A 22,931-nucleotide genomic window follows, 5' to 3' on the forward strand; every position below is an offset into this window, starting at 1 on the left:
ATGGTCAAGATATCACACTAAACGTTCTGGGACTTTCCTCTACCCATTAAGGAACAGTAGTTGAAAAATCTTCTCGAGAAAGTGGGGCAACATGTGAAATGAAAGCTACTGGTATTGTCCGCCGTATAGATGACCTCGGTCGTGTGGTCATTCCAAAAGAAATCCGCCGTACGTTACGTATTCGTGAAGGTGATCCACTGGAAATTTTCGTGGACCGTGATGGAGAAGTTATCCTTAAAAAATATTCGCCAATTGGCGAGCTTGGCGATTTTGCCAAAGAATATGCAGAATCCCTGTATGAGAGTACAGGCCATGTAACGATGATCTCTGACCGGGATACCATTATCACGGTGGCAGGCGGCTCCAAGAAAGAATATTTGGACAAGCAGGTGGGTCAACTGTTGGAAGGTTGTATGGAAAACAGAAAGACCATTTTGGAAACAAACAATGGTTCTTATGAGCTTAGCAAAGATCATGACGAGACGTTATCCTCTTTTGTTATTGCACCGATTATCTCGGGTGGTGACCCCATCGGAACGGTTATCCTTTTCAATAAGGATGAATCGGTTAAGATGTCTCAGATGGAAGTGAAGATGTCTGAGACGGCTGCTGGTTTCCTTGGCAAGCAAATGGAACAATAGACCGCAGATCAACTCCTGGTGCCCTGTTATGGGCATACGGGAGTTTTTGCATTTTAAGGGATAAAGAAGTTGATCCAGATGATTGTGTTGGGGGAGGGTTAGTCTGTGGGCCTTCAGGCAGGTATAATAGCAAGGTATGCTTAAAATATGTGTTCAAAAAGAACGGTTTTCAGTACCGAAGAGATGGGATGAAGCGGACTTTTTGAACAACCTCTTAATGGAGTAGAACACAGGGACATACGCGGGAGGGACTTATGAAACAGCCGTCTACAGGCTCAAGGCTGCTGCAGGGTGCATTTGTACTTGGGCTTGCCGCCATTATCTCTAAAATTATTGGTGCTTTTCAGAAGATTCCGCTGCAGAATCTGGGGGGAGACGGTGTATTTGGTATTTACAATACGGTGTATCCGTTATACATGCTCATTATCACGCTTGCTGCTGCAGGACTGCCTCTTGCCGTATCCAAATTCGTAGCAGAACAGAACGCACTCGGAAGACCAGACGAGAGCAGAAGAATTATTCGACTATCTTCCCTGCTGCTCGGGGGAATTGGAATTATAATGGCGCTCTTGATGTATGCAGGGGCGCCGCTGATCGCTGATCTGATTGGCAATCAACATGTAGTGCCATCGATTCGTGCGGCTTCATGGGCTTTATTGTTTGTCCCGGTGATGACAGGGCTGCGTGGATATTTTCAGGGTTTGCAACAGATGGTACCGACAGCCGTATCGCAAGTGGTGGAGCAGACGATTCGTGTCACGGTCATGATTGTTCTGCTTTTGTGGTTGATGCGGCGAGATGCTTCGCTCGAAACCATTGCTGCTGGCGCCATGATGGGCTCCGTTGCCGGTGGAATGATTGGACTGCTAACCATGTTAGGGTATGTGGTCCGACATCGGCGGAAAGACAGGGAAGTGGTCACCGGGCAATTGAATTTAGAATGGAGCGGGAAAGGCCAAGAGGTTGGAGCAGACGGGCATGAGCGTCAGGAGCATAGGCCGGTTACGCCGCAGAAGAAAACTGTGAGTACTGTTAATCCTGTTAATCCCGCCCTGGGAGAACGGTCACGATCCAACAGCGAATGGATCAGGACGTTGCTTATGTATGCCATTCCGGTCTGTCTCGGATCGCTGGCCGTACCGCTGATGAATCTGGTGGATACCTTCACCGTGCCGCGGCTGTTGCGAGGAGAAGGACTGGATGAGATTCAGTCGATGGTTTCCTTCGGCATCTACAACCGTGGATTGCCGTTGGTTCAACTGGTGACGATGCTAGCCACGTCACTATCCGTGTTGTTTATTCCGGCGATGGCGGAAGCCCGGTTAAAGGGCGGGCCAGAAGCCGTCCGGCAGCAAGCAGGCCTCGCGCTGCGCTGGTTCTGGTTGATCGGCCTGGCGGCCTCCGCGGGTCTAGCGGTGCTGGCGGAGCCGATTAACCGCATGCTCTACGGAGATGCCGCAGGCACCGAAGCACTGCGGTACATGGCGCTGACGGCTGCGGGCAGCACCATCAGCATTATTGCGGCGGCGCTGCTGCAAGGCCTCGGCGCCGTGCGCGCACCCGCGTTCAGCATGCTGGCCGCCGCAGGCGTCAAGGCGCTGCTGAACGTCATGCTTGTGCCGGCGCTGGGCATCAGCGGCGCGGCCCTGGCAGGCGCAGTCGCCTACATGCTGGCGGCTGGCCTGAATGTGGCGCTGCTGGCGCGACTTGTCGCCCTGCGCCCTGCCCCTGGCGCCGTCCTGGCGAAGCCGGCGCTGGTGATCGCCGCCATGAGTCTGGCGGCGGTAGGCACGGCCTGGGCCACCGAAGCGGTGCTCGGCGGCATGGGTATCGCGGCCGACCGCCGGCTGGCCGCGATGGGCGTGAGCCTGCTGGGCATTGCCGCAGGCTCGGCCGTGTTTTTGCTGGCGGCGGCCCGGACAGGGCTATTGACCGCCGCGGAGCTAGCGGCCGTGCCCAAGTTGGGGCCTCGCCTTGCCAAGCTGCTGCGCAGACTGCGTGTGCTGCGCTAGCTCCATGCTCTCGGTGCTACTGCATGCAGCGCCGAGAATATGCAATTATAGGATATCGAATGATTCTGGTATAATACGTGTAATTAGTCCTGTTCAGGCACGATGAATCAGTGAGTCTGGACAGGATAGTCCGGATGGAGGTTTACGTAATGAGTGCAGCTTTAACCGTAGTGGGTCTTGGATCTGGAGATGCAGACCAACTGACCGTAGGTATTATCAAGAAAATGAAACATGCAGCTACGCTGTATGTACGTACCCTGGATCATCCCGTATTGAATGATCTGCAACAAGAGGGGCTGGAGATGACATCATTTGATGCCATCTATGAGGCGAAGTCCTCCTTTCCGGAAGTATACGATGAGATCGCGAACCAACTGATAGAAGCCGCTCGCAAGGGTGAGGCCGGAACGGAGATTGTGTACGCTGTACCCGGTCATCCGATGGTAGCAGAAGCAAGTGTACGCCTGCTCAAAGAACGTTGTCCGCAGATGGGTATTTCATTGCGTGTCATGGGTGGAGAGAGCTTCCTGGACGAAGCCTTTATCCGGCTTGGATTCGACCCGATTGAAGGTTTTCAACTCCTGGACGCCAGCAGCCTGAACACAGAACTGGTACAACCACAACTACATACGTTGATCGGACAAGTCTACGATGTGTTCACTGCTTCGGATGTGAAGCTGTGCCTGATGGAGGTCTACCCGGATGATTATCCGGTATTTGTTGGTCACGCGCTGGGTGTACAGGGCCAGGAGGTCATTCACAAGATTCCATTGCACGAACTGGACCGGATCGAAGGGTACGGCAATCTTTCACTGATCTATGTACCGAAGAACACCGATGATGCCCTGCGTCGCCGTTCCTTTGCGCGTTTGCATGAGATCGTCAATATTCTTCGCAGTCCGGGTGGCTGTCCATGGGATCAGGAACAGACGCATCAATCCATTCGCAAAAACCTGATTGAAGAGACCTATGAAGTCATTGAGACAATCGACGAAGATGACCCCGACCATATGAAAGAAGAGCTGGGTGATCTGCTGCTGCAGATTTTATTGCATTCCCAGATGGAAGAAGAGGTTGGCACATTCAATGTGTATGATGTCATCGAAGGCTTGAACGATAAGCTGATTTTCCGTCATCCACACGTTTTTGGTGATCATCAGGCAGAAGATGCGAATGAAGCTCTTCAGAACTGGGAACAGATGAAGGCAGAGGAGAAGAAGCGCAAGGGCCAGGATCAGGAGAAGGTTTCCGTGCTGGACGGCATACCGCGTGACTTGCCTGCATTGATGAAGGGATACAAGCTGCAGAAGAAAGCAGCCAAAGTGGGCTTTGACTGGGATGATGTTGAAGGTGTGTTTGCCAAGATCGAGGAAGAACTGGCGGAGTTGAAAGAAGCGGTGCAACAAGGTCAGTCTGCGGAAGAACGGAAGCTCGAACTGGGCGATTTATTATTCGCAGCCGCGAACGTCGCTAGATTCATCGATACAGACCCGGAAGAGGCACTCGCTGCGACAAACCGCAAGTTCGTTGGACGGTTTCAGTACATCGAGGAGCGTCTGCGCGAACAGGGGAGAACGCCAGCAGATAGTAATGTAGAAGAGATGGAGCAATTCTGGCAGGATGCGAAGAAGGCAGGATTATAACAGGTTCAATTTTCTGGGAAATGCCGGATAACCGTATTCCATTCATGCTATGCAGTGTGTTATGATATACGAACATGTGTTCATCTGTGTAAACTGGGGTTGGTGTTTAGCGACGAATGGTTTCGGGTACTGGTCTTAGACTGTTGCTTGCGGACCATCGACAAAAAGCTAAAAAAAAGTCGCGGACCAAGGCAGGATTTCAGATACCAAGCCAGAATACATGTGTAGTAACCTAACGCGAAACCAGGGGCAATAACCTATTGCTCAGGCTAGCAGATACTTTTTTTTCAATTTGGGAGGCTTTTAAAAATGAACAAAACAGATCTGATTAACAACATTTCAACCAAAAGTGGTTTGACTAAAAAAGACGTTGAGTCCGTATTGAACGGCTTTTTGGGAGAAATTACAGATGCACTTGCCAGCGGAGACAAAGTACAATTGATTGGCTTTGGCACTTTTGAGACCCGCAAACGTTCCGGTCGTACCGGACGTAACCCACAAACAGGGAATGAAATCGTGATTCCTGAGTCCACTGTTCCTGCATTCAAAGCAGGTAACAAACTTAAAGAAGCCGTAAAATAATGCGTCTTGATAAATTCCTGAAGGTCTCCCGGTTAATCAAACGCCGTACTGTGGCCAAGGACGTCTCTGAACAGGGACGTGTTCTGGTGAACGGACGTGAAGCGAAGCCCAGTGCCGCTGTTAAAGTAGGCGATGAGCTGACGGTTCAGTTCGGTCAGAAACTGGTCACCGTGAAGGTGGAACGAATTGCCGAGAGCACCAAGAAGGATGAGGCGAGCAGCCTCTATACCTTGGTTAAGGAAGAGCCGATCGCCAAGGATAACGGGATGAACTGGTAACAGTACACCTGATATGATTGTATATTCATTCAATGCAAGTTGAATCGAAACGTCCTCCTGTAACCGGGAAGGGCGTTTTTGTTTTCGCGAGATAGCGGGTTATTTGTTCAACAACGCAGGTTCTATTCTAACCTCCACATCCATAAGCTAGGTGTAAGAAGGAGGGGTACATGCCATGGTTGAGCACGGTAAGGCCAAACAGCATCATCTGAGCATGCAGAATCGGAAACTGCTGGATCTGACGGGTGTCTCCAATGTGGAGAGCTTCGACAGTGAGGAATTTTTGCTGCAGACTGAACTTGGGCATCTGACCATCCGGGGGCACAATTTACATATCAAAAACCTGAGCCTGGAGGAAGGTCTGTTATCTATTGAAGGTACAGTAAGTTCGCTCCAATATCTGGACCCCGGTTCCCAGTCCAAAAACGGTAAAGGCCTGTTTGGCAAGATGTTCCGATGAGTCCGGATACTCAATGGATCACATTGATGTGGATGCTTACTTCGGGGGTCGTGATGGGGATGGCCTATGACAGTTACCGGGTACTGTCCGGACAGCTGCGGTTTCCGAGATGGAGCATCCACACGCTAGATCTGTTGTACTGGGTTGCTTCCGCGCTGTTCGTTTTTCGGATGCTATACGCCGGAAACCACGGACAGTTGCGGTTTTATGTCTTTTTGGGGCTGATTATAGGGGTTTGCTTCTATTTTTGGCTTTTAAGTGTTACAACCCAGCGTTTTGTGGTAATGTTAATTAAACTCGCAAGAACGCTGATTCATTGGTGTGGACATATCCTTAACATCCTGATCGTTATGCCGGCTAAGGGAATCTATAAGTTGATTCGCGTATTATTAGGTTTTGTAATTGCGATACTAATATTCCTGGGCAAGCTGGTGCTGCAATGTTTGGTACCTTTCGGCAAGTTATTCCGTTGGATGTTTAGGCCGCTCCTGAGACATTGGGTAACGCCGCATTGGATGATCCGTGTGGGTACAAGAATTGCAGCGATGTGGAAACGCTGGTTTTAAGGAGGTCCGATAATGGGTAAAACACCTGTGGGCAGATCTAAGGCTCCAACTAACCAAGGAAAATCTGCCGGCGCAAGAAGGCGCCTCATGCTTTGGATGACGTTTATGATCGTATTTGTAGTATGGGCAGGATATACATTCCTTGTGCAGAATGCACAAATTTCGGACAAGAGTTCTCATCTGGCTACTCAGCAAGCTTCAAAGGAAGATACGTTGAAGAAGCTGGAGCAGTTGAAGTACGAAGTCAGCCGGTTGAATGACCCAGAATACATAGGACAGCTGGCACGAAAAAAAGGATATTATCTTCCTGAGGAAACGCCGATCCAGGTTGAAGAGTCAGGGAACTGATGGAATTCGGTCTATTACCGAGCTAGGTTTGTTATCCGTGTGTCTGAAGCCGTTAAACCGGAAAAAATAGGCTCTCTGATAGGGTAGTGTTCAGTTGACCTTGGTTTACGGCATAAGGTATAATTACATTAGCGCAGCATTGATTTTGGCATTCAAAAAATCGGGTTGTATATTTTTAAGGGAGGATCATTTTATTCTATGGCAATTGAAGTGGGCACCAAGTTAGAGGGCAAGGTGACAGGAATCACGCATTTTGGAGCATTTGTGGATCTGTCAGGAGGTGTCACGGGTCTCGTTCACATCTCGGAAATCGCCGACAATTACGTCAAAGATGTCAACGACCACCTGAAGCTGAATGACCTCGTTACAGTGAAGGTTATCAACGTTGACAAGGATGGCAAGATCGGACTTTCCATTAAGCAAGCTGTTGACAAACCGGTTGAGCAACAAACACAATCCAGACCCCCGAGAGCTCCTAGACCGGAACGCAGTGGAGGAGATCGCGAACGATTCAGCGGCGGAGGCCCAAGTGGTGGCCAAGGTCGTGGTGGCGGCGGTGGATTTAACCGTGGTGACCGTGGAGGCCGTTCTTTCAAGCCCGCAGCAGGCAAACCTTCATTTGAGGATAAAATGTCGCGCTTCCTGAAAGATAGTGAAGAGCGGATCTCTTCGCTTAAAAAGAACACAGAAGGCAAACGCGGAGGCCGCGGAGCCAAGCGTGTGTAATCTGTCTCAACCTGATCTAAACATATAGTAAAACCGTTAGCCCATGGGCTAACGGTTTTTTTGCGTTTACTTTTGCAGATGAGCGGTGGAATAGCTTTTTTTGTAAGGTGAAGCTCCATATCCCCAGTTTTTCTGCACGGCAAAATGGAACTATAAGAACATTTGTCGTCTACCATTTTTTACCGACAGGTTTCCGTGGCATTCCACAGCTATCCTGCTCAAATGATGGCGAGGCCAAACTAACCCCGGTTCAAAATCAGACATTCCCCTTGTCGGAATCAAGTAGGAGAATGATTGAAATCACAATAAGGCCGGGGGTTTCGCACCACCGCGCCAGGCTCGTTTCTTTTGTCGTAAACTTTTTGGACCCTACCCACCTATTCTGACAAACTACGTCTTCTAATCTATCTATAATCAGAACCATCGAGAACGAAACACGAAAATTCAAATTAATCGAATGGGGTGCCTTGAGGATGATGGAAAAGTGGAATGTCATTCAATTTCCGGGAATGAAAGCAGGCAAAGGAGGTACGGAAGCTCGGGAGGAGCTGTCGGTACGTCTGAAACAGTGGCTTGGCTCCCGCAAGGCTGTCCAAATGGTTGCTTCCCGCAAATGGGTACTGTTACTTACGTTTATGGGGTTCCTGCTCGGAAAGGCCATGATTCTGAATGAATTATCGCCCTTTGCCATTGCCTACTTCGCCGTGATTGCATTCATGCGCAGGGATTACATCATACCGGTAGGAGCTGCTCTACTCGCAGGCAGTCTCTTTGCACCGTTTCCGGTACCTCTCATTGTCGCATCGGAGATCGCCATCTTCTATCTGCTCTTCCGGGGACTGGAGTCATATGATCGTGCTGAATTATCTTATGCGCCGACGATGGTTTTTACGACTACATTTATGGTCAAGTTATTCGCTGTCGTGATCGGACCATCCTTCAGCTGGTATGCCATGCTGATGCTCACGATGGACTCGGTATTAAGTTTCGTGCTCACCCTTGTTTTTATACAAGCCATACCGATCTTCACCTACCGCAAAAAAAAGTTCAACCTAAAGAACGAGGAGATCCTATGCCTGATCATATTACTCGCTTCCGTCATGACGGGAGCCGTAGGTTGGACAATTCAGTCTCTGTCCGTCGAGCATATGCTCTCCCGTTATCTCATTCTGATCTTTGCGCTGGTGGGCGGAGCCCCCCTTGGAGCCTCTGTTGGGGTGATTACCGGCTTGATTCTGAGTCTGGCTGACATGTCAGCGGTGTATCAGATGAGCCTGCTTGCTTTTGCCGGAATGCTGGCGGGTATGCTTCGAGAGGGCAAACGTGCGGGAGTTGCACTGGGCATGCTGCTGGGTTCGTCCATTCTATCCATATACTTGGGCGGTCCAGGTGATGTAATGAACTCATTATGGGAGACGTGTGCAGCTATCGTACTATTCATGTTGACACCTAAGAGCCTGCTGACAGCCATATCCAAGTATGTGCCAGGTACGCAGGACCACACGAAATCGCAGCATGAGTATGCCAAACGGATAAGGGATATCACGGCAGAGCGGGTAACCCGGTTCTCGCAGGTATTCCGTCAATTGTCACGCAGCTTTGATCAGATGTCCGGTGCGGGGGAGCCGGTACAGAAAGAAGGTGGAATGGATCATTTCATGAATGCGGTTGCCGAGGGCACGTGTGCAAGCTGCTTCAAGCGTACGCAATGCTGGGATGCGAAGTTTATTCAAACCTACAAATATATGACGGACGTGATGAGTACGATTGAGGGGAACCCGGAGATATCAGGCAAGCAGATTCCAGTGGAATGGAACAGGGTGTGTGCGAAACCGGAAGAGGTCCTTGAAGTCATGCGTGCCCAGTATGGGTTGCATCAACATAACATGCAATGGAAGCGTCAGATTATAGATAGTCGACAGCTCGTTGCAGAGCAATTGTCTGGCGTATCTCAGGTTATGGAGGACCTGGCGAAAGAGATTCAACGGGAAAGTGATGAGATGGTGCAGCAGGAGGAGCAGATCAGGGACGCATTAGAGTCACTGGGCCTATCCATTCATTCCATTGAGATTATCAATCTGGAAGCAGGTAATGTGGAAATTGAGATTGTACATGCATATACACGGGGATTCGATGAGTGCCGGAAAATGATAGCTCCGCTGATCTCGGATGTATTGGACGAGCATATTGCCGTTTTGCATGAGACCATGACCGACCCTCGTCAGGGACTGGCGACCGTCACGTTTGGTTCAGCCAAAACCTTCGAGGTCACCACGGGTGTTGCTGCTGCTGCAAAAGGGGGAGATGTGATGTCAGGGGACAGCTTCAGCACGGTTGAGTTAGGCAATGGCACGTTTGCGGTGGCGCTTAGTGATGGAATGGGCAATGGGGAACGGGCACGAATGGAGAGCAGTGCAGCTCTGAATATACTGGAACAGTTACTACAGTCCGGCATGGACGAGAAACTGGCGATCAAATCCGTGAACTCCGTCCTGATGTTGCGCTCACCTGAAGAGATGTATGCCACAGTGGATATGGCGCTAATTGATGAATATACGGCAGAGACAACGTTTATGAAAATTGGATCAACGCCAAGCTTTATCAAACGAGGACAGGAGGTTATTCAAGTTTCAGCCAGTAATTTGCCGATCGGTATTATTAAGGATATTGAAGTGGATCTGGTGACGGTACAGCTTCAGCCGGGGGACATTCTCATTATGATGACGGATGGTATCTACGATGCACCGGGGTATGCGGTGAACAAAGAGTTATGGATGAAACGGCTCATTCAAGAGATTGATACAGATGATCCGCAAGAGTTGGCCGATTGCCTGCTTGAGAGTGTCATAAGATATCAACAGCATGAAATTTTGGATGATATGACTGTCGTTGTTGGAAAAGTAGAGCATTTCCGCCCTGAATGGGCCACACTGCGTGTGCCTGGCATCAACCGGATGGAGCGTCCACGGACCGTCAGTTAATTGCATATTCTTCTGTTTGAAGTCTCTTCATTCTGGCAATGCTAGTCATAGAGTTGGAGAGTAACGAATAACGGAGGGATATCGGATGAAGCAAATCTTGTTGATCACCGACGGTTGTTCCAATGTAGGACCAAGTCCGGTGCTGGCAGCGGCCGAAGCGCAGGAAGAAGGGATCACGGTTAATGTGGTTGGCGTGATTGATTATGGAACCATTGGTGAGCTGGGTAGCCGGGAGATTGAGGACATTGCCAGAGCCGGAGGTGGAATCAGCCAAATTGTAGGTACACGGCAGCTTGCCCATACCATGCAGATGATGACAAGAAAAACAGTGGTTCAGACGATTCAGCAGGCGGTTAATAGAGAGTTAACACAAATTTTGGGAGAGAAGGAGCCCAAAACGGTAACCGATCTGGAACCCGCACAACGCGCCCGGGTCGTGGAAGTGATGGATGATATGGCTGAAACTACAGCGTTACAGGTTATATTGCTGATTGACGTCAGTGCCAGCATGAAGCCCAAACTGGCTGCAGTAGAAGAAGGCATTCGCGATTTAATGCTAAGTTTGCAAGCGCGTATAGGTCAGAGCAAGCTTTCGGTATTTCACTTTCCAGGAAGACACAGTGGCGAAGATGCGGTAATGGATATTGACTGGACAACGGATCCAGGCCGTGTTCGATCCCTGTTTGGACGATTGCAGATGAAGGGTGCAACGCCGACAGGTCCTGCAATTCAGAAGGTGATTGATTTTTACCGTTATGGTACACTGGAGAAACAGCAGGAAATAGAAGGGAACTATCGCATTGAAAGAGAAGGGATGCTCGGTGACAACGTTGTCTGACGCCTCTTTCCCGCCAGGAACAGTGGTTACAGGGAAATGGAATCGCAGTCGTTACACGATTCGGAAGCTACTGGGCAAAGGAGCCAATGGCATCGTTTTTCTAGTCCAACGGGGTGAAAATGGCAAACACTACGCGCTTAAAATGGGATTTGATCCGGTTGATCTGCAATCGGAAGTCAATGTGCTTAAATCTTTTCAACTACAGCGTAATCATGAGGCCCTTCGGCAGAGCGGCATTCCTTCCTATCTTAAAGATGTGGATGATTATGCCGTTCGTGGCCGGGATATTCCCTTTTATGTGATGCGTTACGTTCGAGGTGAGGCTCTTCATCACTTCATTCGGCGTCAGGGGACAGACTGGACACTTTTGGTGGGACTTAGACTCTTGCAGAAGCTGGCACAGCTGCATCAGGCGGGATGGGTGTTCGGTGATCTCAAGCCTCAGAATGTGCTGGTATCTGACTATGGGCATGTGGAATTGATCGACTACGGCGGAGTTACGTCAATTGGTCGAAGCGTCAAGCAGTTCACCGAATGGTATGATCGGGGCTTTTGGAATGCAGGCAGCCGAACAGCAGACGGTACCTATGATGTATTTGCTTTTGCATTATTGTTGATTCATGTACTTGAAGCGGACGCGCTCAAGGCACTGGCAGCAGAAGGGTTACCGCAACTGCGAAGTGTGAATCAGCTCGTAGCGCTGGTGGAGCGTAGTGAACGACTGGGTCCTTTTCGAAATTGGACAATCCAGGCCTTACGAGGTCAATTTCCTGATGCAGGCCATGCAGCACAAGGGTGGAAGGAAATGATGGCACGCCCCACGCCTCTTCGCCGTCGTTCCAAAAGTACAACACCGCGCTGGCTTAAGAACGCATTCGCTGTATCTGTGATATTACTTATTGGGGTGCTCATCTATGCACTACGTTTCTAATCTGTGAGAGTGCATATACATAACGCAAGGAATGAGGAACAGGTATGGAGGCTTTACGCTGGAACATGCTGGTGAATAACGTGCTGGATGCAGCGGAAGAGCATCAGTTATGGGTTCCCGGGGATCGGATTGTCGTCGCAGTATCGGGCGGGCCGGACTCGGTGGCTTTTTTGCATATCATGCACGAGATCAGCACGCGGCATGTGCCGCTTGAATTGATCTGTGCCCACGTGCATCATGGCTTCCGGAGTGAATCTGATGATGAAGCGGAGAAAATGATGGAACTGGCACAGCAGCTTGGGATTGCTTTTGAGTGGATAAAGGCCGACGTTCCTTCATATATGGAGCTGACGGGTCAAGGACCACAGGAAGCGGCCCGTAACAAGCGATATGCCTTTTTGCACGAAGTGGCTTCCAAATATAATGCGGCAAGCATCGCTTTGGCACATCATGCGGATGATCAGGCAGAGACGGTCATGCTTCATTTGCTTCGTGGAACTGGCTTGTCGGGACTCGCAGGAATGAAGTTTAAAAGGCGAGAAAAAAATGTGGAACTTATTCGTCCATGCCTTCGTATAAACAAGACAGACCTTGTAGAAGCTTGTAATACCCAGGGTTTTATGTATTTCAATGATGAGAGCAATTCCCTGCGTAAATATCGGCGTAATGCCATTCGCTTGGATGTGCTTCCTTTTTTGGGGCAGTATAATGGACAACTTACGCCGTCATTGAATCGGCTTGCCGAAATTGTGGGTGATGAAGACGATTTCATGGAGCAGAGTGCATATGACACATACAGGTGTCTAGTGCAGGTGAACGGCGGAAGGCAAACCTTTGAGGTGCCTTCCTTCTTGAAGTTACATGTCGCTTTACAACGAAGGTTGATTAAACTAATATTGAATTATCTGCCTTTGGACAGTGATTTTGTCGACTTTACCCGTATAGAAACCATTCGTCGCAAGGTCATGGAGACCCATGTGACGACCTGGAGCCTGGATATAGGACAGACACTCGCCTGCACTCGGGAGTATAATCTGATTTCTTTTGGCATACGGACGGACGTACAGGATCAATCTTACGAGTATCGTCTTGCGCAATGGAGTGGAACTTATGAGCTTTCACTCACCGAGATTAACCGGTACATTCGGTTGACGCCGGTGAGTCCCGAGGACTATCATGTACCAGAATCGGCGAATCAAGCCGCGTTTGATGCGGATCAACTGCTTATGCCGCTGGTTGTGCGTTCACGGTTACCTGGAGATACCATGAAAGTAATGGGATTAAACGGAAGCAAAAAGGTGAAAAATATTTTCATCGATGAGAAAATCCCCCCATCTGTCCGTCCACGTATTCCTGTGGTATGTGATGGAGCAGGTCATATCATCTGGTTACCGGGTGTTCGACGGTCCAATGTGGCTCCTGTCAGGGAGGGCACTTCCGCAATCCTGTACATGACTGTAGGCGATTCAGCGATTCAGGGGTAGTGGTTATGGTTCAGGTAAGGCTTTCATAGTATAACTTAGGAGGTTCGCACAGTTGCAGAACGACATTCAGGAAGTATTGATCAGTGAAGAAGAAATTCAGAGTAAAGTCAAGGAATTAGGCGCAACACTAAGTGCCGAATATGCAAACCGCAATCCTTTGGTCATTTGTGTGCTCAAGGGTGCGTTTATATTTATGGCTGATTTGGTTAAAAACATAACGGTACCTGTTGAAATGGATTTTATGGCGGTATCCAGTTATGGCGCTTCCACCAAGTCATCAGGTGTTGTCAAAATCATTAAGGATCTGGATGTATCCGTTGAAGGACGGGAAGTTCTGATTGTCGAAGATATTATCGACAGCGGACTTACACTCAGCTATCTGATTGAACTGCTAGAGAACCGTGGTGCCGAATCGGTGCGTGTGGTTACGCTGTTCGACAAGCCTTCAGGCCGTAAAGTGGAGTTGGAAGCTCATTACACAGGCTTTGACATTCCTGACGCATTCATCGTAGGTTACGGTTTGGATTTTGCCGAGAAGTACCGGAACCTGCCCTATATCGGGATTTTGAAGCCGGAAGTCTACACTAGCTAATATCCTGCCCGACCCAAGCCTTGAGCTGTTCTTGGCTTCTGTTGAGAAGCCATGTCGGGCTATGTTAAAATAATTAAAGTGTCTCGAGAGGAGGTAGGGGATGAATCGGTTCATCCGGAATTCTGGTTTTTATTTGATTCTTTTTTTAGTTGTGGTGGGGATAGTCCAGTTCGTCAGCAATGGCGGCGAAGCCACCGATAATCCTAGATATGATCAGTTGCGTGCAGCGATCAAAGCCAACAATGTCTCTGAATTGACGGTTCAATTCAACGGTCAAACGTATCTCGTGACCGGTCAATACAAGAAGGCACCTGACGGCGCCAAATCAGAAAATTTCTCAACGTATATTCCTCCTACGGATGAGGCAATTAGTGAGCTTGTAGCTGCAAGTGAAACTAACAATTTCCAATATCATCAGGAGCCGATGAAAGGTGACAGCATCTGGTTGACGTTGCTGACTTCCTTTATTCCTTTGATCATTATGTTCCTGCTGTTCTTCTTCCTGTTTAATCAGGCTCAAGGCGGCGGCGGTAAAGTAATGAACTTTGGTAAAAGCCGTGCTCGTCTCTACAACGAAGAGAAGAAGCGGGTTACATTTGAAGACGTTGCGGGTGCTGACGAAGAGAAACAGGAACTTGTTGAGGTTGTAGACTTCCTCAAGGACCCTCGTAAGTTCGCAGCAGTAGGTGCACGGATTCCTAAGGGCGTATTACTCGTAGGGCCTCCAGGTACCGGTAAAACATTGCTCGCTCGTGCCGTAGCCGGTGAAGCGGGTGTACCATTCTTCACTATTTCAGGTTCTGACTTCGTGGAAATGTTTGTCGGTGTCGGTGCATCACGTGTACGTGATTTGTTTGAAAATGCGAAGAAAAATGCCCCATGTATCATCTTTATCGATGAGATTGATGCTGTAGGACGTCAGCGTGGTGCTGGTCTCGGTGGTGGTCACGATGAACGTGAACAGACACTCAACCAATTGCTCGTTGAGATGGACGGATTCGGAGTTAACGAAGGTATTATCATCATAGCCGCAACGAACCGGGCAGATATTTTGGACCCTGCCTTGCTGCGTCCTGGACGTTTTGACCGTCAAATTACGGTTGATCGCCCTGATGTAAGAGGTCGTGAAGCTGTCCTGAAAGTACATTCCCGTAATAAACCACTGACCAAAGATGTGAAGATGGATATTATCGCGAAACGTACAACAGGCTTCTCTGGTGCAGATTTGGAAAATCTCTTGAACGAAGCAGCATTGATTGCAGCACGTCGTAACCGAAAAGATATTTCCATGAAGGAAGTTGACGAAGCGATAGACCGTGTCATCGTTGGTACGGAGAAGAAAAGCCGTGTCATCAGTGATCGCGAGAAACGAATCGTTGCTTATCATGAAGCAGGTCATACCATCGTAGGATACTTCCTGGAACATGCTGATATGGTACATAAAGTGACCATTATTCCGCGCGGACGTGCGGGTGGATATGTAATCATGTTGCCAAAAGAAGACCGTATGCTGGTTACCAAGCAGGAATTGCTGGATAAAGTAACCGGACTTCTCGGGGGTCGTGTAGCTGAAGAATTGTTCATCGGAGAAATTGGTACTGGTGCATACAGTGACTTCCAGCAAGCGACAGGTATTGTTCGCAGCATGGTTATGGAGTACGGTATGAGTGAGAAATTGGGACCTATGCAATTCGGAAGTTCACAAGGACAGGTATTCCTTGGTCGGGATATCGGCCATGAACAGAATTACTCGGATTCCATTGCTTATGAGATTGATCAGGAAATGCAACGCTTTATCAATGACTGTTATGAGAAGTGTAAGGACTTGCTTGTTAAACATTCAAAAGAGATGCATCTGATCGCTCAGACTTTGCTTGAGGTTGAGACTTTGGAAATGGATCAGATCAAACAATTGATCGAAACAGGTTCTTTGACTCCAAAAGCAGAGAATGACAATGACGGTGAAGGTACGCCAACTGAAGGCGGAGAGCCAATCATTGACAACATCGGTGATGTGCGTGTCCGTATTCAAGGTAAAGATGAAACGCCTGAGCCACCAGCCGGAGATATTCCGAACGAAGCTCCGAATCTGGAAAAGGGTAATAACAATAACCCGGATGATGGCGGAACGAAGCCAACGTCTTAATGCATAATACATCTGGCTATACTAGCAGGTGAAATCAAGAGAGCCCTCGGGCTCTCTTTTTTTGTCCATTATTTTAAAAGAGGATAGATAAAGATAAACGGGAGTTAGATGGCGAACCAGTTAGCAAACGGGTGGTTACGGCGTTGTTCTGGGCCTTTTTCATTTATTGACAGAGTCATGAACGTTGTGTAAATTAGTTGTTAAACCGCTTGTGATTCGTTTCTCAAGCGAAGATAACGACTAGGTTGGCCCTACGAAACAGCGCATGACGCTGTCCCGATAAAGGAGAGGATCACAGGTGGAAGCTCTGGCTTTAGAGCGCAAGGCTGAGATGAACCGCGAACTGCGTGCGCGGCTGATGGAATTGAAGAAGGAACGTAATGCCATTATTCTTGCCCATTATTATCAACGTGACGAGGTACAGGAGGTTGCTGACTTCCGTGGAGATTCGTTTCTATTAGCCCAGAAGGCAGCACAGACCGATGCAGATGTGATCGTTTTCTGTGGTGTTCACTTTATGGGTGAAAGCGCTAAAATTCTGGCGCCGAACAAAACAGTTATTATCCCGGACGAACGTGCGGGTTGCCCAATGGCAGATATGGTGAATGTGGATGGACTTCGCAAATTGAAGGCACAACACCCTAATGCCAAGGTTGTCACTTATATCAACTCCTCGGCTGAGATCAAGGCAGAGACCGATATCTGTTGTACATCGGCGAATGCAGTTCGGGTTATTCAATCGGTAGATTCCGACGAAATTATCTGGGTACCGGATAAAAACTTGGGGCATTACGTCCAGCAGCATACTGACAAGAAAATGATTATCTGGGAAGGCTACTGCAACACTCACGACATGCTCACAGTCAAAGATGTAGTGGAGATGAGAGCCAAGCATCCGAATGCAGAGTTTGTTGTCCATCCAGAGTGCCGTCCCGAGGTTGTAGAGATGGGTGATTTTGTAGGCAGTACAACAGCCATCTTGGAGTATTGCAAAAATTCATCAGCGAAGGAATTTATCGTAGGTACGGAAGATGGTACAGGATATCAACTTCGCTTGGATAGTCCGGATAAACAGTTTCATTTTGCTACCAAATTCCTCGTATGTCCTAACATGAAGGTCAACAACTTGAAGAAACTGGTTAAATGCCTGGAAACGATGAAGCCGCAGATCTATGTGCCACCGGCCGTTGCCGACAAAGCCAGAGAATCATTAGAGCGTATGTTATTGGTGAAGTAGGATGCGCTACTCTTGCTCCAAGACAGGTGAATAACATGATACCGCAATATTTAGTTGATTTTGATCTATCTGCGCTACCCACGGTAGAAACGGATGTACTGGTTATAGGCTCAGGGATTGCTGGTTTGTTTACCGCTATTAAAGCAAGTGAACAACAACGTGTATTAATGATCACGAAGAAGTCATTACTTGAAAGTAACACCCGGTATGCGCAGGGAGGCATCGCTGCGGTTATTGCTGAAGATGACTCACCTGCTTACCACTTGCAGGACACACTTGTTGCAGGAGCGGGCTTATGCCGCTCCGAGGCGGTAGAGGTATTGGTGAATGAGGGGCCGGACGGTGTGAAGGAACTGATTCGTTTAGGTACGTTGTTTGACCTGGAGAACGGCGAGTTGGCGTTGACGCAGGAAGGTGCGCACAGCCACCGCCGTATTTTGCATGCCAACGGGGATGCAACGGGATATGAGATTGTACGTGCGCTTGCCGTCGAAGTGAATGAACATCCCGGAATTGAAGTATGGGATGAGCATTTTGTGATTGATCTGATTACGGATCGAGATCGAGGGGAATGCATCGGCGCTCTGATTCAGAAGGACGATGGATCGCAAGTTTTCGTGAAGGCACAGGCAACTGTTCTCTGCTCTGGTGGGGCAGGACAACTGTACCGATATACGACAAATCCGGATGTAGCTACTGCCGATGGTGTAGCAATGGCCTATCGGGCTGGGGCTATCGTTCGTGACATGGAATTTATTCAATTTCACCCTACCTCTCTTTGTTACCCGGGGGCCCCACGTTTCCTTGTGTCAGAAGCCGTGCGCGGTGAGGGAGCATTTTTGCGCAATGTGAAGGGTGAACGCTTCATGGATCGATATCATGCCCAGCTTGAACTGGCACCACGCGATATTGTGGCACGAGCGATTGTTAGTGAGATGGAGTCTACCAACAGCACCTTTGTGTACCTGGATATTACGCATGAACAGCCAGAGATGATCAAGCATCGGTTCCCTACCATATATGAGACTTGTATGCGTTATGGATTAGATATGACAACGGATTGGATTCCCGTTGCACCTGCTGCCCATTACATGATGGGCGGAGTGAAAACGGATCTAAGTGGAGAGAGCAGCATCCCCCGGTTATTTGCTTGTGGAGAGGTATCGTCCACAGGAGTGCATGGAGCTAACCGTCTGGCAAGCAACTCTTTGTCTGAAGCAATTGTATTTGGCCAGAGAATTGTAGATCGCATTCAATCTCTTCCTCCGCTTGGTTCATTAAGAGGGGATACGTCTTCTTCTGTGGACATGAGTAAGAAGATGAGCAAAGAGCAAAGGCCGATATCCGAAAGACGCTTACGACTACAGAAAATGATGGTTCGTCAGGTAGGCTTGCGCCGGAATGGTGAGAATCTGCAGAAGGCCATGGACAAGCTGCACCAGGAATTGCAGTTTTTTGATCAGACACTCACCCATAAGGAAGAGTTAGAGTACGCCAACCTTCTGACCTGTGCCTGGTTAGTTACCAGCGGAGCATTGCACCGCGAGGAGAGTCGGGGGGCTCACTATCGTGAGGATTTCCCGGCACGTGATGATGTCGTATGGCAGAAGCATAGTCTGCAGCAGCGAGAACAAGCGATTGTGGAGGAATTGATGTCATGATACGAAATGGATATAATGATGGGCTTATCGAATCAATCAGAAACTGGCTTCGTGAAGATGTCGGTGCAGGTGACGTTACAACGAGTGTGACGATTCCAGCAGGCAATCAATCCAAGGCCATTATACATGCCAAGGATAATGGCATTATAGCAGGAATGACCGTAGCCGAACTCGTATTTCAGGTAGTCGATCCCGAACTTGTATTTACGCCTAAGGTAATAGACGGAGACAAGGTTACGCATGGCACGACTCTAGCCGAGGTAGAGGGAAGTACACATTCACTGCTTACAGGTGAACGACTGGCACTCAATTTGCTGCAACGTATGTCGGGAATTGCTACTCGCACGCGTGCCTATGTGGATGTACTGGATGGCCTGGAAACAAGGTTGGTGGATACACGCAAAACAACGCCGGGTCACCGGTTACTTGAGAAGTATGCGGTACGTATAGGTGGAGGAGCGAATCATCGGTTTGGACTGTACGATGCTGTTATGATTAAGGATAACCACATCAAGGGTGCAGGCGGAATTACCGAAGCAGTGCAACGTGCACGAACAGTTATTCCACACACGATGACGATTGAAGTGGAGACTGAAAATCTGGAGCAGGTGAGAGAAGCCTTGCAAGCCAGGGCAGATATCATTATGCTGGATAACATGCATCCAGATCGGATGCGTGAAGCAGTAGAACTCATTCGTGAGCAGGCTCCACATGTGAAGATAGAAGCATCAGGTAACGTCTCCCTCAAGACCATTCGTGGTATTGCAGAGAGCGGTGTGGATGTAATTTCGGTTGGCAGGTTAACCTATTCTTTTGAGAGCCTGGATATCAGCCTGGATTTAAATGAAAAGAAAGAGGGGTGAACCTCTTTGATTTTAGTTGTAGACGTGGGGAACAGCAATATGGTGCTCGGCGTATATCAAGGCCGGGAGTTGCTGCACCACTTTCGTCTGAGTACATCACGTCAGTCAACAGTGGATGAATACGGCGTATTGATTTATAATTTATTTCATATGTCCGGCATCAGGGCAAGCGACATCGAAGGTGTAATCATCTCATCTGTGGTTCCGCCACTGGTGAATGTAATCGAAGCGATGTGTGAAAAATATGTAGGCAAAAAACCGCTACTTGTTGGGCCTGGTATCAAAACCGGCCTGAACCTGCGATACGAAAATCCGCGTGAAGTGGGTGCAGATCGCATTGTTAATGCAGTAGCAGCCGTTGAGAAGTATGGCGGCCCTCTCGTCGTGGTCGATTTCGGTACTGCAACGACCTTTGACTGTATTGACGAGAAAGGTCATTACCTGGGGGGAGCTATTGTACCTGGCATTCACATTGCCACCGAAGCGCTCTATGAGCGGGCATCCAAGTTACCTCGTATTGAACTGGAGAAACCCAAGAAGGTGATTGGTCGTAATACTATTCATGCGATGCAAGCGGGCATTATATTTGGCTATGCAGGGCAGGTAGATGGTATTGTAGAGCGTATTCGCGAAGAAATGGGAGCCAGGCCCAGAGTTATTGCAACGGGTGGTCTCGCTACACTGATTGCAGAAGAAACCCGTAGTATAGAGGAAGTTGATCCGCTTCTTACGCTTGAAGGGCTGCGTATTATATATGAGCGGAACCGGGAAAGGTGAGCTTAGAGACGGCATACAGCGGGCTGAGATTACAGCTTAAGTGTTGTGCCGTTTTTTCTGTGTTACGACTATAATGGCGATACGCCAAAGGAGGCTGAATGACTTGGAAAACAACAACAAGCATGACCGGTTAATTCGTGGTACAGCAATGAATGGAAAGGTAAGGGCCTTTGCTGTCCAGACTACGGAACTGGTTGAGGAACTACGCAGAAGACACGATACGTTTCCCACGGCTACAGCTGCCATGGGGCGTACGGTTACAACAGCAGCTATTATGGGTGCGATGCTCAAAGGTGATGAAAAGCTAACGATACAAGTCAATGGGGATGGTCCAATTGGACAGATCGTAGCCGATGCCAATGCCAAAGGCGAGGTTCGGGGGTATGTTTCTAATCCACACGTACATCTGCCAAGCAATAGTATGGGCAAACTGGATGTTGCAGGCGCGGTTGGAACCGAAGGCTTCATTAACATAACCAAGGATTTGGGACTGAAAGAGCCATACCGTGGCAGTGTGCCCATTATTTCAGGAGAACTTGGCGAAGACTTTACGTACTATTTTGCCCAATCGGAGCAGACACCTTCTGCTGTAGGGGTAGGTGTACTCGTCGATACGGATAATTCCGTTATTGTCGCAGGTGGATTCATTATGCAACTGTTGCCGGGTTTGACAGATCAAGAGATCACGGCGATCGAAAATGCCATTGGCGCGTTGCCGCCAGTGACAACGTTGCTGGATCAGGGGCTTGAACTGGAAGAGTTGCTTCGCCGGCTACTGCCAGATGTACAGGTAATGGAAGGATTGGATATTCAATTCAGCTGTGAGTGTTCACGTGAGCGGGTAGAGAAGACGCTGATCAGCCTGGGCCAAACGGAGATGGAGCAATTAATTGAAGAAGAGGGCCGAGCTGAAGTGGTTTGCCAATTCTGTAATGAAGCTTACGAATTTAACAAAGAACAACTTGAGACCATCCTAGAGCAAGCCAAGAACTGATCTATGCGGGGACGGGATGCGGAATGACAAGACAGGAAAAAGGGTTGTGGACGGCCGTAATTGTCTTGACACTGGGCATGCTGGTCATGGGTACAGTGATGGCCATGCATGGTCTCAGACAGGGTAAAGACGAGACAGATGCATCCCATGATGCCAATACGGAAGAAGGAAGCACCGTAGCGACAATCAACGGAGAAGTCATCACGGACAAGGAGTGGACCGACGCGCTGAAAAAACGTTACGGCAGTGAGTTGTTACTCCAGATGCTGAATCGTAAAGCTGTATATGCCGAAGCAATTGAACGCAAGCTGATCGTCACCCCCCAAGAGATCGCAAGGGAACTGGCTGCCGCGATGGAGGGGTACGATTCAGAAAATTCGTATTTTGATGAAATGAAGTCCCAATTAGGTCTGTCAAAACAGGAGCTTGAGTTGGAAGCCGGATACAGGCTGCTGCTTGAGAAAATCGCCACGATCGGCATACAGATCAAAGATGCAGATATTGAGCATTACTGGACCGAACACCGTGAGGATTACATTTCTCCTGAGAAATATGATTTGTCCATCATCGTAGTAGAGGAAGAAGAGGAAGCGAATTCCTTACTGGATGCGTTGGAAAATGGTGAAGACTTTGAAGAAGCTGCTCGCAGGCTATCGACAGACAGCTTCTCTCGTGAAGCTGGTGGGAGGCTGGGATGGATTGAGCGGAATGATCCATTCCAGCCTGAAGAAATTCTTCAACTCGCTGCGGAACTGGATGTTGACGATATTGCCGGTCCAGTTCAAGTAGAGGAAGGCTATGCGATTATCAGACTCAATGATATAGAAGAACGCCAAGTGCAGTCGGCTGAAGAAGTTCATGAGGAGATTCGAATGCAGCTGGCTCTGAGTCAGGCTGATCCGTTACCGCAGGTGGAGCAAATGCTGCGTAACAAGTATGAAGCCGTGATCCTGTCCGAGATTCCTGCCTCCTGAATTCCATTCGCAAGGATTGTCTCGTACTGCTGCATCTTGATAAAAGTACTCTGTCTGCGGTCCTAGGGCTTAAGGCAGAGTATTTTTTTTGAGTACTCATATTGACAATAAGGGTTAACGTTGATAAGATGAAAATAATCAAATACCTACTCGTTTACTCGGATATAAAAGATTTACTTATGAACAAAGAAACTTTC

The 22,931-nt window shown here is 48.7% G+C and carries 21 protein-coding genes; all 21 read left to right on the forward strand.

Features of this window, described 5'->3' with window-relative positions; genetic code table 11:
• Positions 1-98 precede the first annotated feature (98 nt).
• On the forward strand, positions 99-641 hold the full coding sequence (spoVT, locus tag AC4G47_RS00235) for a stage V sporulation protein T (protein WP_036606123.1): 543 nt from the start codon (positions 99-101) through the stop codon (positions 639-641).
• A 254-nt stretch (positions 642-895) separates the two neighbouring features.
• Positions 896-2,653 carry a putative polysaccharide biosynthesis protein gene (locus tag AC4G47_RS00240; RefSeq protein WP_491104274.1) on the forward strand — a complete coding sequence of 586 codons (1,758 nt, stop codon included), beginning with the start codon at positions 896-898 and terminating at the stop codon, positions 2,651-2,653.
• A gap of 149 nt (positions 2,654-2,802) precedes the next feature.
• Positions 2,803-4,296 (forward strand): bifunctional methyltransferase/pyrophosphohydrolase YabN, encoded by a 1,494-nt coding sequence (gene yabN / locus AC4G47_RS00245; protein ID WP_145326529.1) that lies wholly within the window; start codon positions 2,803-2,805, stop codon positions 4,294-4,296.
• Between the two features lie 309 nt (positions 4,297-4,605).
• A complete protein-coding gene (locus AC4G47_RS00250) occupies positions 4,606-4,878 on the forward strand; it encodes an HU family DNA-binding protein (RefSeq protein ID WP_017691362.1) in 273 nt (90 codons plus the stop codon).
• Positions 4,878-5,156 carry an RNA-binding S4 domain-containing protein gene (locus AC4G47_RS00255; protein ID WP_036606120.1) on the forward strand — a complete coding sequence of 93 codons (279 nt, stop codon included), beginning with the start codon at positions 4,878-4,880 and terminating at the stop codon, positions 5,154-5,156. Before AC4G47_RS00250 ends, AC4G47_RS00255 begins: the two co-directional genes overlap by 1 nt.
• Before the next feature lie 175 nt (positions 5,157-5,331).
• Positions 5,332-5,616, forward strand: a complete 285-nt coding sequence (yabP, locus tag AC4G47_RS00260; protein ID WP_036606119.1) for a sporulation protein YabP — start codon at positions 5,332-5,334, stop codon at positions 5,614-5,616.
• Positions 5,613-6,182 carry a spore cortex biosynthesis protein YabQ gene (gene yabQ, locus AC4G47_RS00265; RefSeq protein WP_491104277.1) on the forward strand — a complete coding sequence of 190 codons (570 nt, stop codon included), beginning with the start codon at positions 5,613-5,615 and terminating at the stop codon, positions 6,180-6,182. The genes yabP and yabQ overlap by 4 nt, the downstream gene beginning before the upstream one ends.
• A gap of 12 nt (positions 6,183-6,194) precedes the next feature.
• Positions 6,195-6,530: an FtsB family cell division protein gene (locus AC4G47_RS00270; protein WP_458124811.1), complete on the forward strand. Its 336-nt coding sequence runs from the start codon at positions 6,195-6,197 to the stop codon at positions 6,528-6,530.
• A gap of 198 nt (positions 6,531-6,728) precedes the next feature.
• The gene (locus AC4G47_RS00275; protein ID WP_076292124.1) at positions 6,729-7,256 is read left to right on the forward strand and encodes a S1 domain-containing RNA-binding protein; all 528 of its coding nucleotides are present in this window, start codon (positions 6,729-6,731) and stop codon (positions 7,254-7,256) included.
• A 473-nt stretch (positions 7,257-7,729) separates the two neighbouring features.
• Positions 7,730-10,237, forward strand: coding sequence for a stage II sporulation protein E (gene spoIIE, locus AC4G47_RS00280; RefSeq protein ID WP_491104279.1), 2,508 nt, complete (start codon positions 7,730-7,732; stop codon positions 10,235-10,237).
• An 85-nt stretch (positions 10,238-10,322) separates the two neighbouring features.
• Positions 10,323-11,075, forward strand: a complete 753-nt coding sequence (locus tag AC4G47_RS00285) for a VWA domain-containing protein (RefSeq protein WP_091018321.1) — start codon at positions 10,323-10,325, stop codon at positions 11,073-11,075.
• Complete coding sequence (locus tag AC4G47_RS00290; protein ID WP_458124813.1) at positions 11,059-12,006, forward strand: serine/threonine protein kinase; 948 nt, start codon at positions 11,059-11,061, stop codon at positions 12,004-12,006. The genes AC4G47_RS00285 and AC4G47_RS00290 overlap by 17 nt, the downstream gene beginning before the upstream one ends.
• Positions 12,007-12,050: 44 nt before the next feature.
• Positions 12,051-13,490 (forward strand): tRNA lysidine(34) synthetase TilS, encoded by a 1,440-nt coding sequence (gene tilS, locus AC4G47_RS00295; RefSeq protein WP_491104282.1) that lies wholly within the window; start codon positions 12,051-12,053, stop codon positions 13,488-13,490.
• A gap of 52 nt (positions 13,491-13,542) precedes the next feature.
• Positions 13,543-14,082 (forward strand): hypoxanthine phosphoribosyltransferase, encoded by a 540-nt coding sequence (gene hpt, locus AC4G47_RS00300; RefSeq protein ID WP_458124815.1) that lies wholly within the window; start codon positions 13,543-13,545, stop codon positions 14,080-14,082.
• Positions 14,083-14,182: 100 nt separating this feature from the next.
• Positions 14,183-16,228 (forward strand): ATP-dependent zinc metalloprotease FtsH, encoded by a 2,046-nt coding sequence (gene ftsH / locus AC4G47_RS00305; protein ID WP_491104284.1) that lies wholly within the window; start codon positions 14,183-14,185, stop codon positions 16,226-16,228.
• Between the two features lie 298 nt (positions 16,229-16,526).
• On the forward strand, positions 16,527-17,465 hold the full coding sequence (gene nadA / locus AC4G47_RS00310; RefSeq protein WP_091039121.1) for a quinolinate synthase NadA: 939 nt from the start codon (positions 16,527-16,529) through the stop codon (positions 17,463-17,465).
• A 35-nt stretch (positions 17,466-17,500) separates the two neighbouring features.
• Positions 17,501-19,126, forward strand: coding sequence for an L-aspartate oxidase (gene nadB, locus AC4G47_RS00315; protein ID WP_491104285.1), 1,626 nt, complete (start codon positions 17,501-17,503; stop codon positions 19,124-19,126).
• A complete protein-coding gene (gene nadC, locus AC4G47_RS00320) occupies positions 19,123-19,989 on the forward strand; it encodes a carboxylating nicotinate-nucleotide diphosphorylase (RefSeq protein ID WP_458124819.1) in 867 nt (288 codons plus the stop codon). Before nadB ends, nadC begins: the two co-directional genes overlap by 4 nt.
• A gap of 6 nt (positions 19,990-19,995) precedes the next feature.
• Positions 19,996-20,766, forward strand: a complete 771-nt coding sequence (locus AC4G47_RS00325) for a type III pantothenate kinase (RefSeq protein ID WP_482072009.1) — start codon at positions 19,996-19,998, stop codon at positions 20,764-20,766.
• Between the two features lie 73 nt (positions 20,767-20,839).
• The gene (gene hslO, locus AC4G47_RS00330) at positions 20,840-21,760 is read left to right on the forward strand and encodes an Hsp33 family molecular chaperone HslO (RefSeq protein WP_458124821.1); all 921 of its coding nucleotides are present in this window, start codon (positions 20,840-20,842) and stop codon (positions 21,758-21,760) included.
• 23 nt (positions 21,761-21,783) lie between these two features.
• Positions 21,784-22,734 carry a peptidylprolyl isomerase gene (locus AC4G47_RS00335; RefSeq protein WP_491104287.1) on the forward strand — a complete coding sequence of 317 codons (951 nt, stop codon included), beginning with the start codon at positions 21,784-21,786 and terminating at the stop codon, positions 22,732-22,734.
• The last annotated feature ends 197 nt before the right edge of the window (positions 22,735-22,931 follow it).

It is taken from the genome of Paenibacillus sp. Negev47 (genome assembly GCF_058313655.1).

Excerpts from the sequence above, each read along its gene's own strand:
- AC4G47_RS00335 (WP_491104287.1), top strand. The coding sequence starts at position 21,784 with ATGACAAGACAGGAAAAAGGGTTGTGGACGGCCGTAATTGTCTTGACA.
- AC4G47_RS00250 (WP_017691362.1), top strand. The coding sequence starts at position 4,606 with ATGAACAAAACAGATCTGATTAACAACATTTCAACCAAAAGTGGTTTG.
- yabN (WP_145326529.1), top strand. The coding sequence starts at position 2,803 with ATGAGTGCAGCTTTAACCGTAGTGGGTCTTGGATCTGGAGATGCAGAC.
- AC4G47_RS00275 (WP_076292124.1), top strand. The coding sequence starts at position 6,729 with ATGGCAATTGAAGTGGGCACCAAGTTAGAGGGCAAGGTGACAGGAATC.
- ftsH (WP_491104284.1), top strand. The coding sequence starts at position 14,183 with ATGAATCGGTTCATCCGGAATTCTGGTTTTTATTTGATTCTTTTTTTA.
- AC4G47_RS00285 (WP_091018321.1), top strand. The coding sequence starts at position 10,323 with ATGAAGCAAATCTTGTTGATCACCGACGGTTGTTCCAATGTAGGACCA.
- yabP (WP_036606119.1), top strand. The coding sequence starts at position 5,332 with ATGGTTGAGCACGGTAAGGCCAAACAGCATCATCTGAGCATGCAGAAT.
- hslO (WP_458124821.1), top strand. The coding sequence starts at position 20,840 with ATGGCGATACGCCAAAGGAGGCTGAATGACTTGGAAAACAACAACAAG.
- yabQ (WP_491104277.1), top strand. The coding sequence starts at position 5,613 with ATGAGTCCGGATACTCAATGGATCACATTGATGTGGATGCTTACTTCG.
- tilS (WP_491104282.1), top strand. The coding sequence starts at position 12,051 with ATGGAGGCTTTACGCTGGAACATGCTGGTGAATAACGTGCTGGATGCA.
- AC4G47_RS00240 (WP_491104274.1), top strand. The coding sequence starts at position 896 with ATGAAACAGCCGTCTACAGGCTCAAGGCTGCTGCAGGGTGCATTTGTA.
- nadC (WP_458124819.1), top strand. The coding sequence starts at position 19,123 with ATGATACGAAATGGATATAATGATGGGCTTATCGAATCAATCAGAAAC.
- spoIIE (WP_491104279.1), top strand. The coding sequence starts at position 7,730 with ATGATGGAAAAGTGGAATGTCATTCAATTTCCGGGAATGAAAGCAGGC.
- AC4G47_RS00270 (WP_458124811.1), top strand. The coding sequence starts at position 6,195 with ATGGGTAAAACACCTGTGGGCAGATCTAAGGCTCCAACTAACCAAGGA.
- nadB (WP_491104285.1), top strand. The coding sequence starts at position 17,501 with ATGATACCGCAATATTTAGTTGATTTTGATCTATCTGCGCTACCCACG.
- AC4G47_RS00255 (WP_036606120.1), top strand. The coding sequence starts at position 4,878 with ATGCGTCTTGATAAATTCCTGAAGGTCTCCCGGTTAATCAAACGCCGT.
- spoVT (WP_036606123.1), top strand. The coding sequence starts at position 99 with ATGAAAGCTACTGGTATTGTCCGCCGTATAGATGACCTCGGTCGTGTG.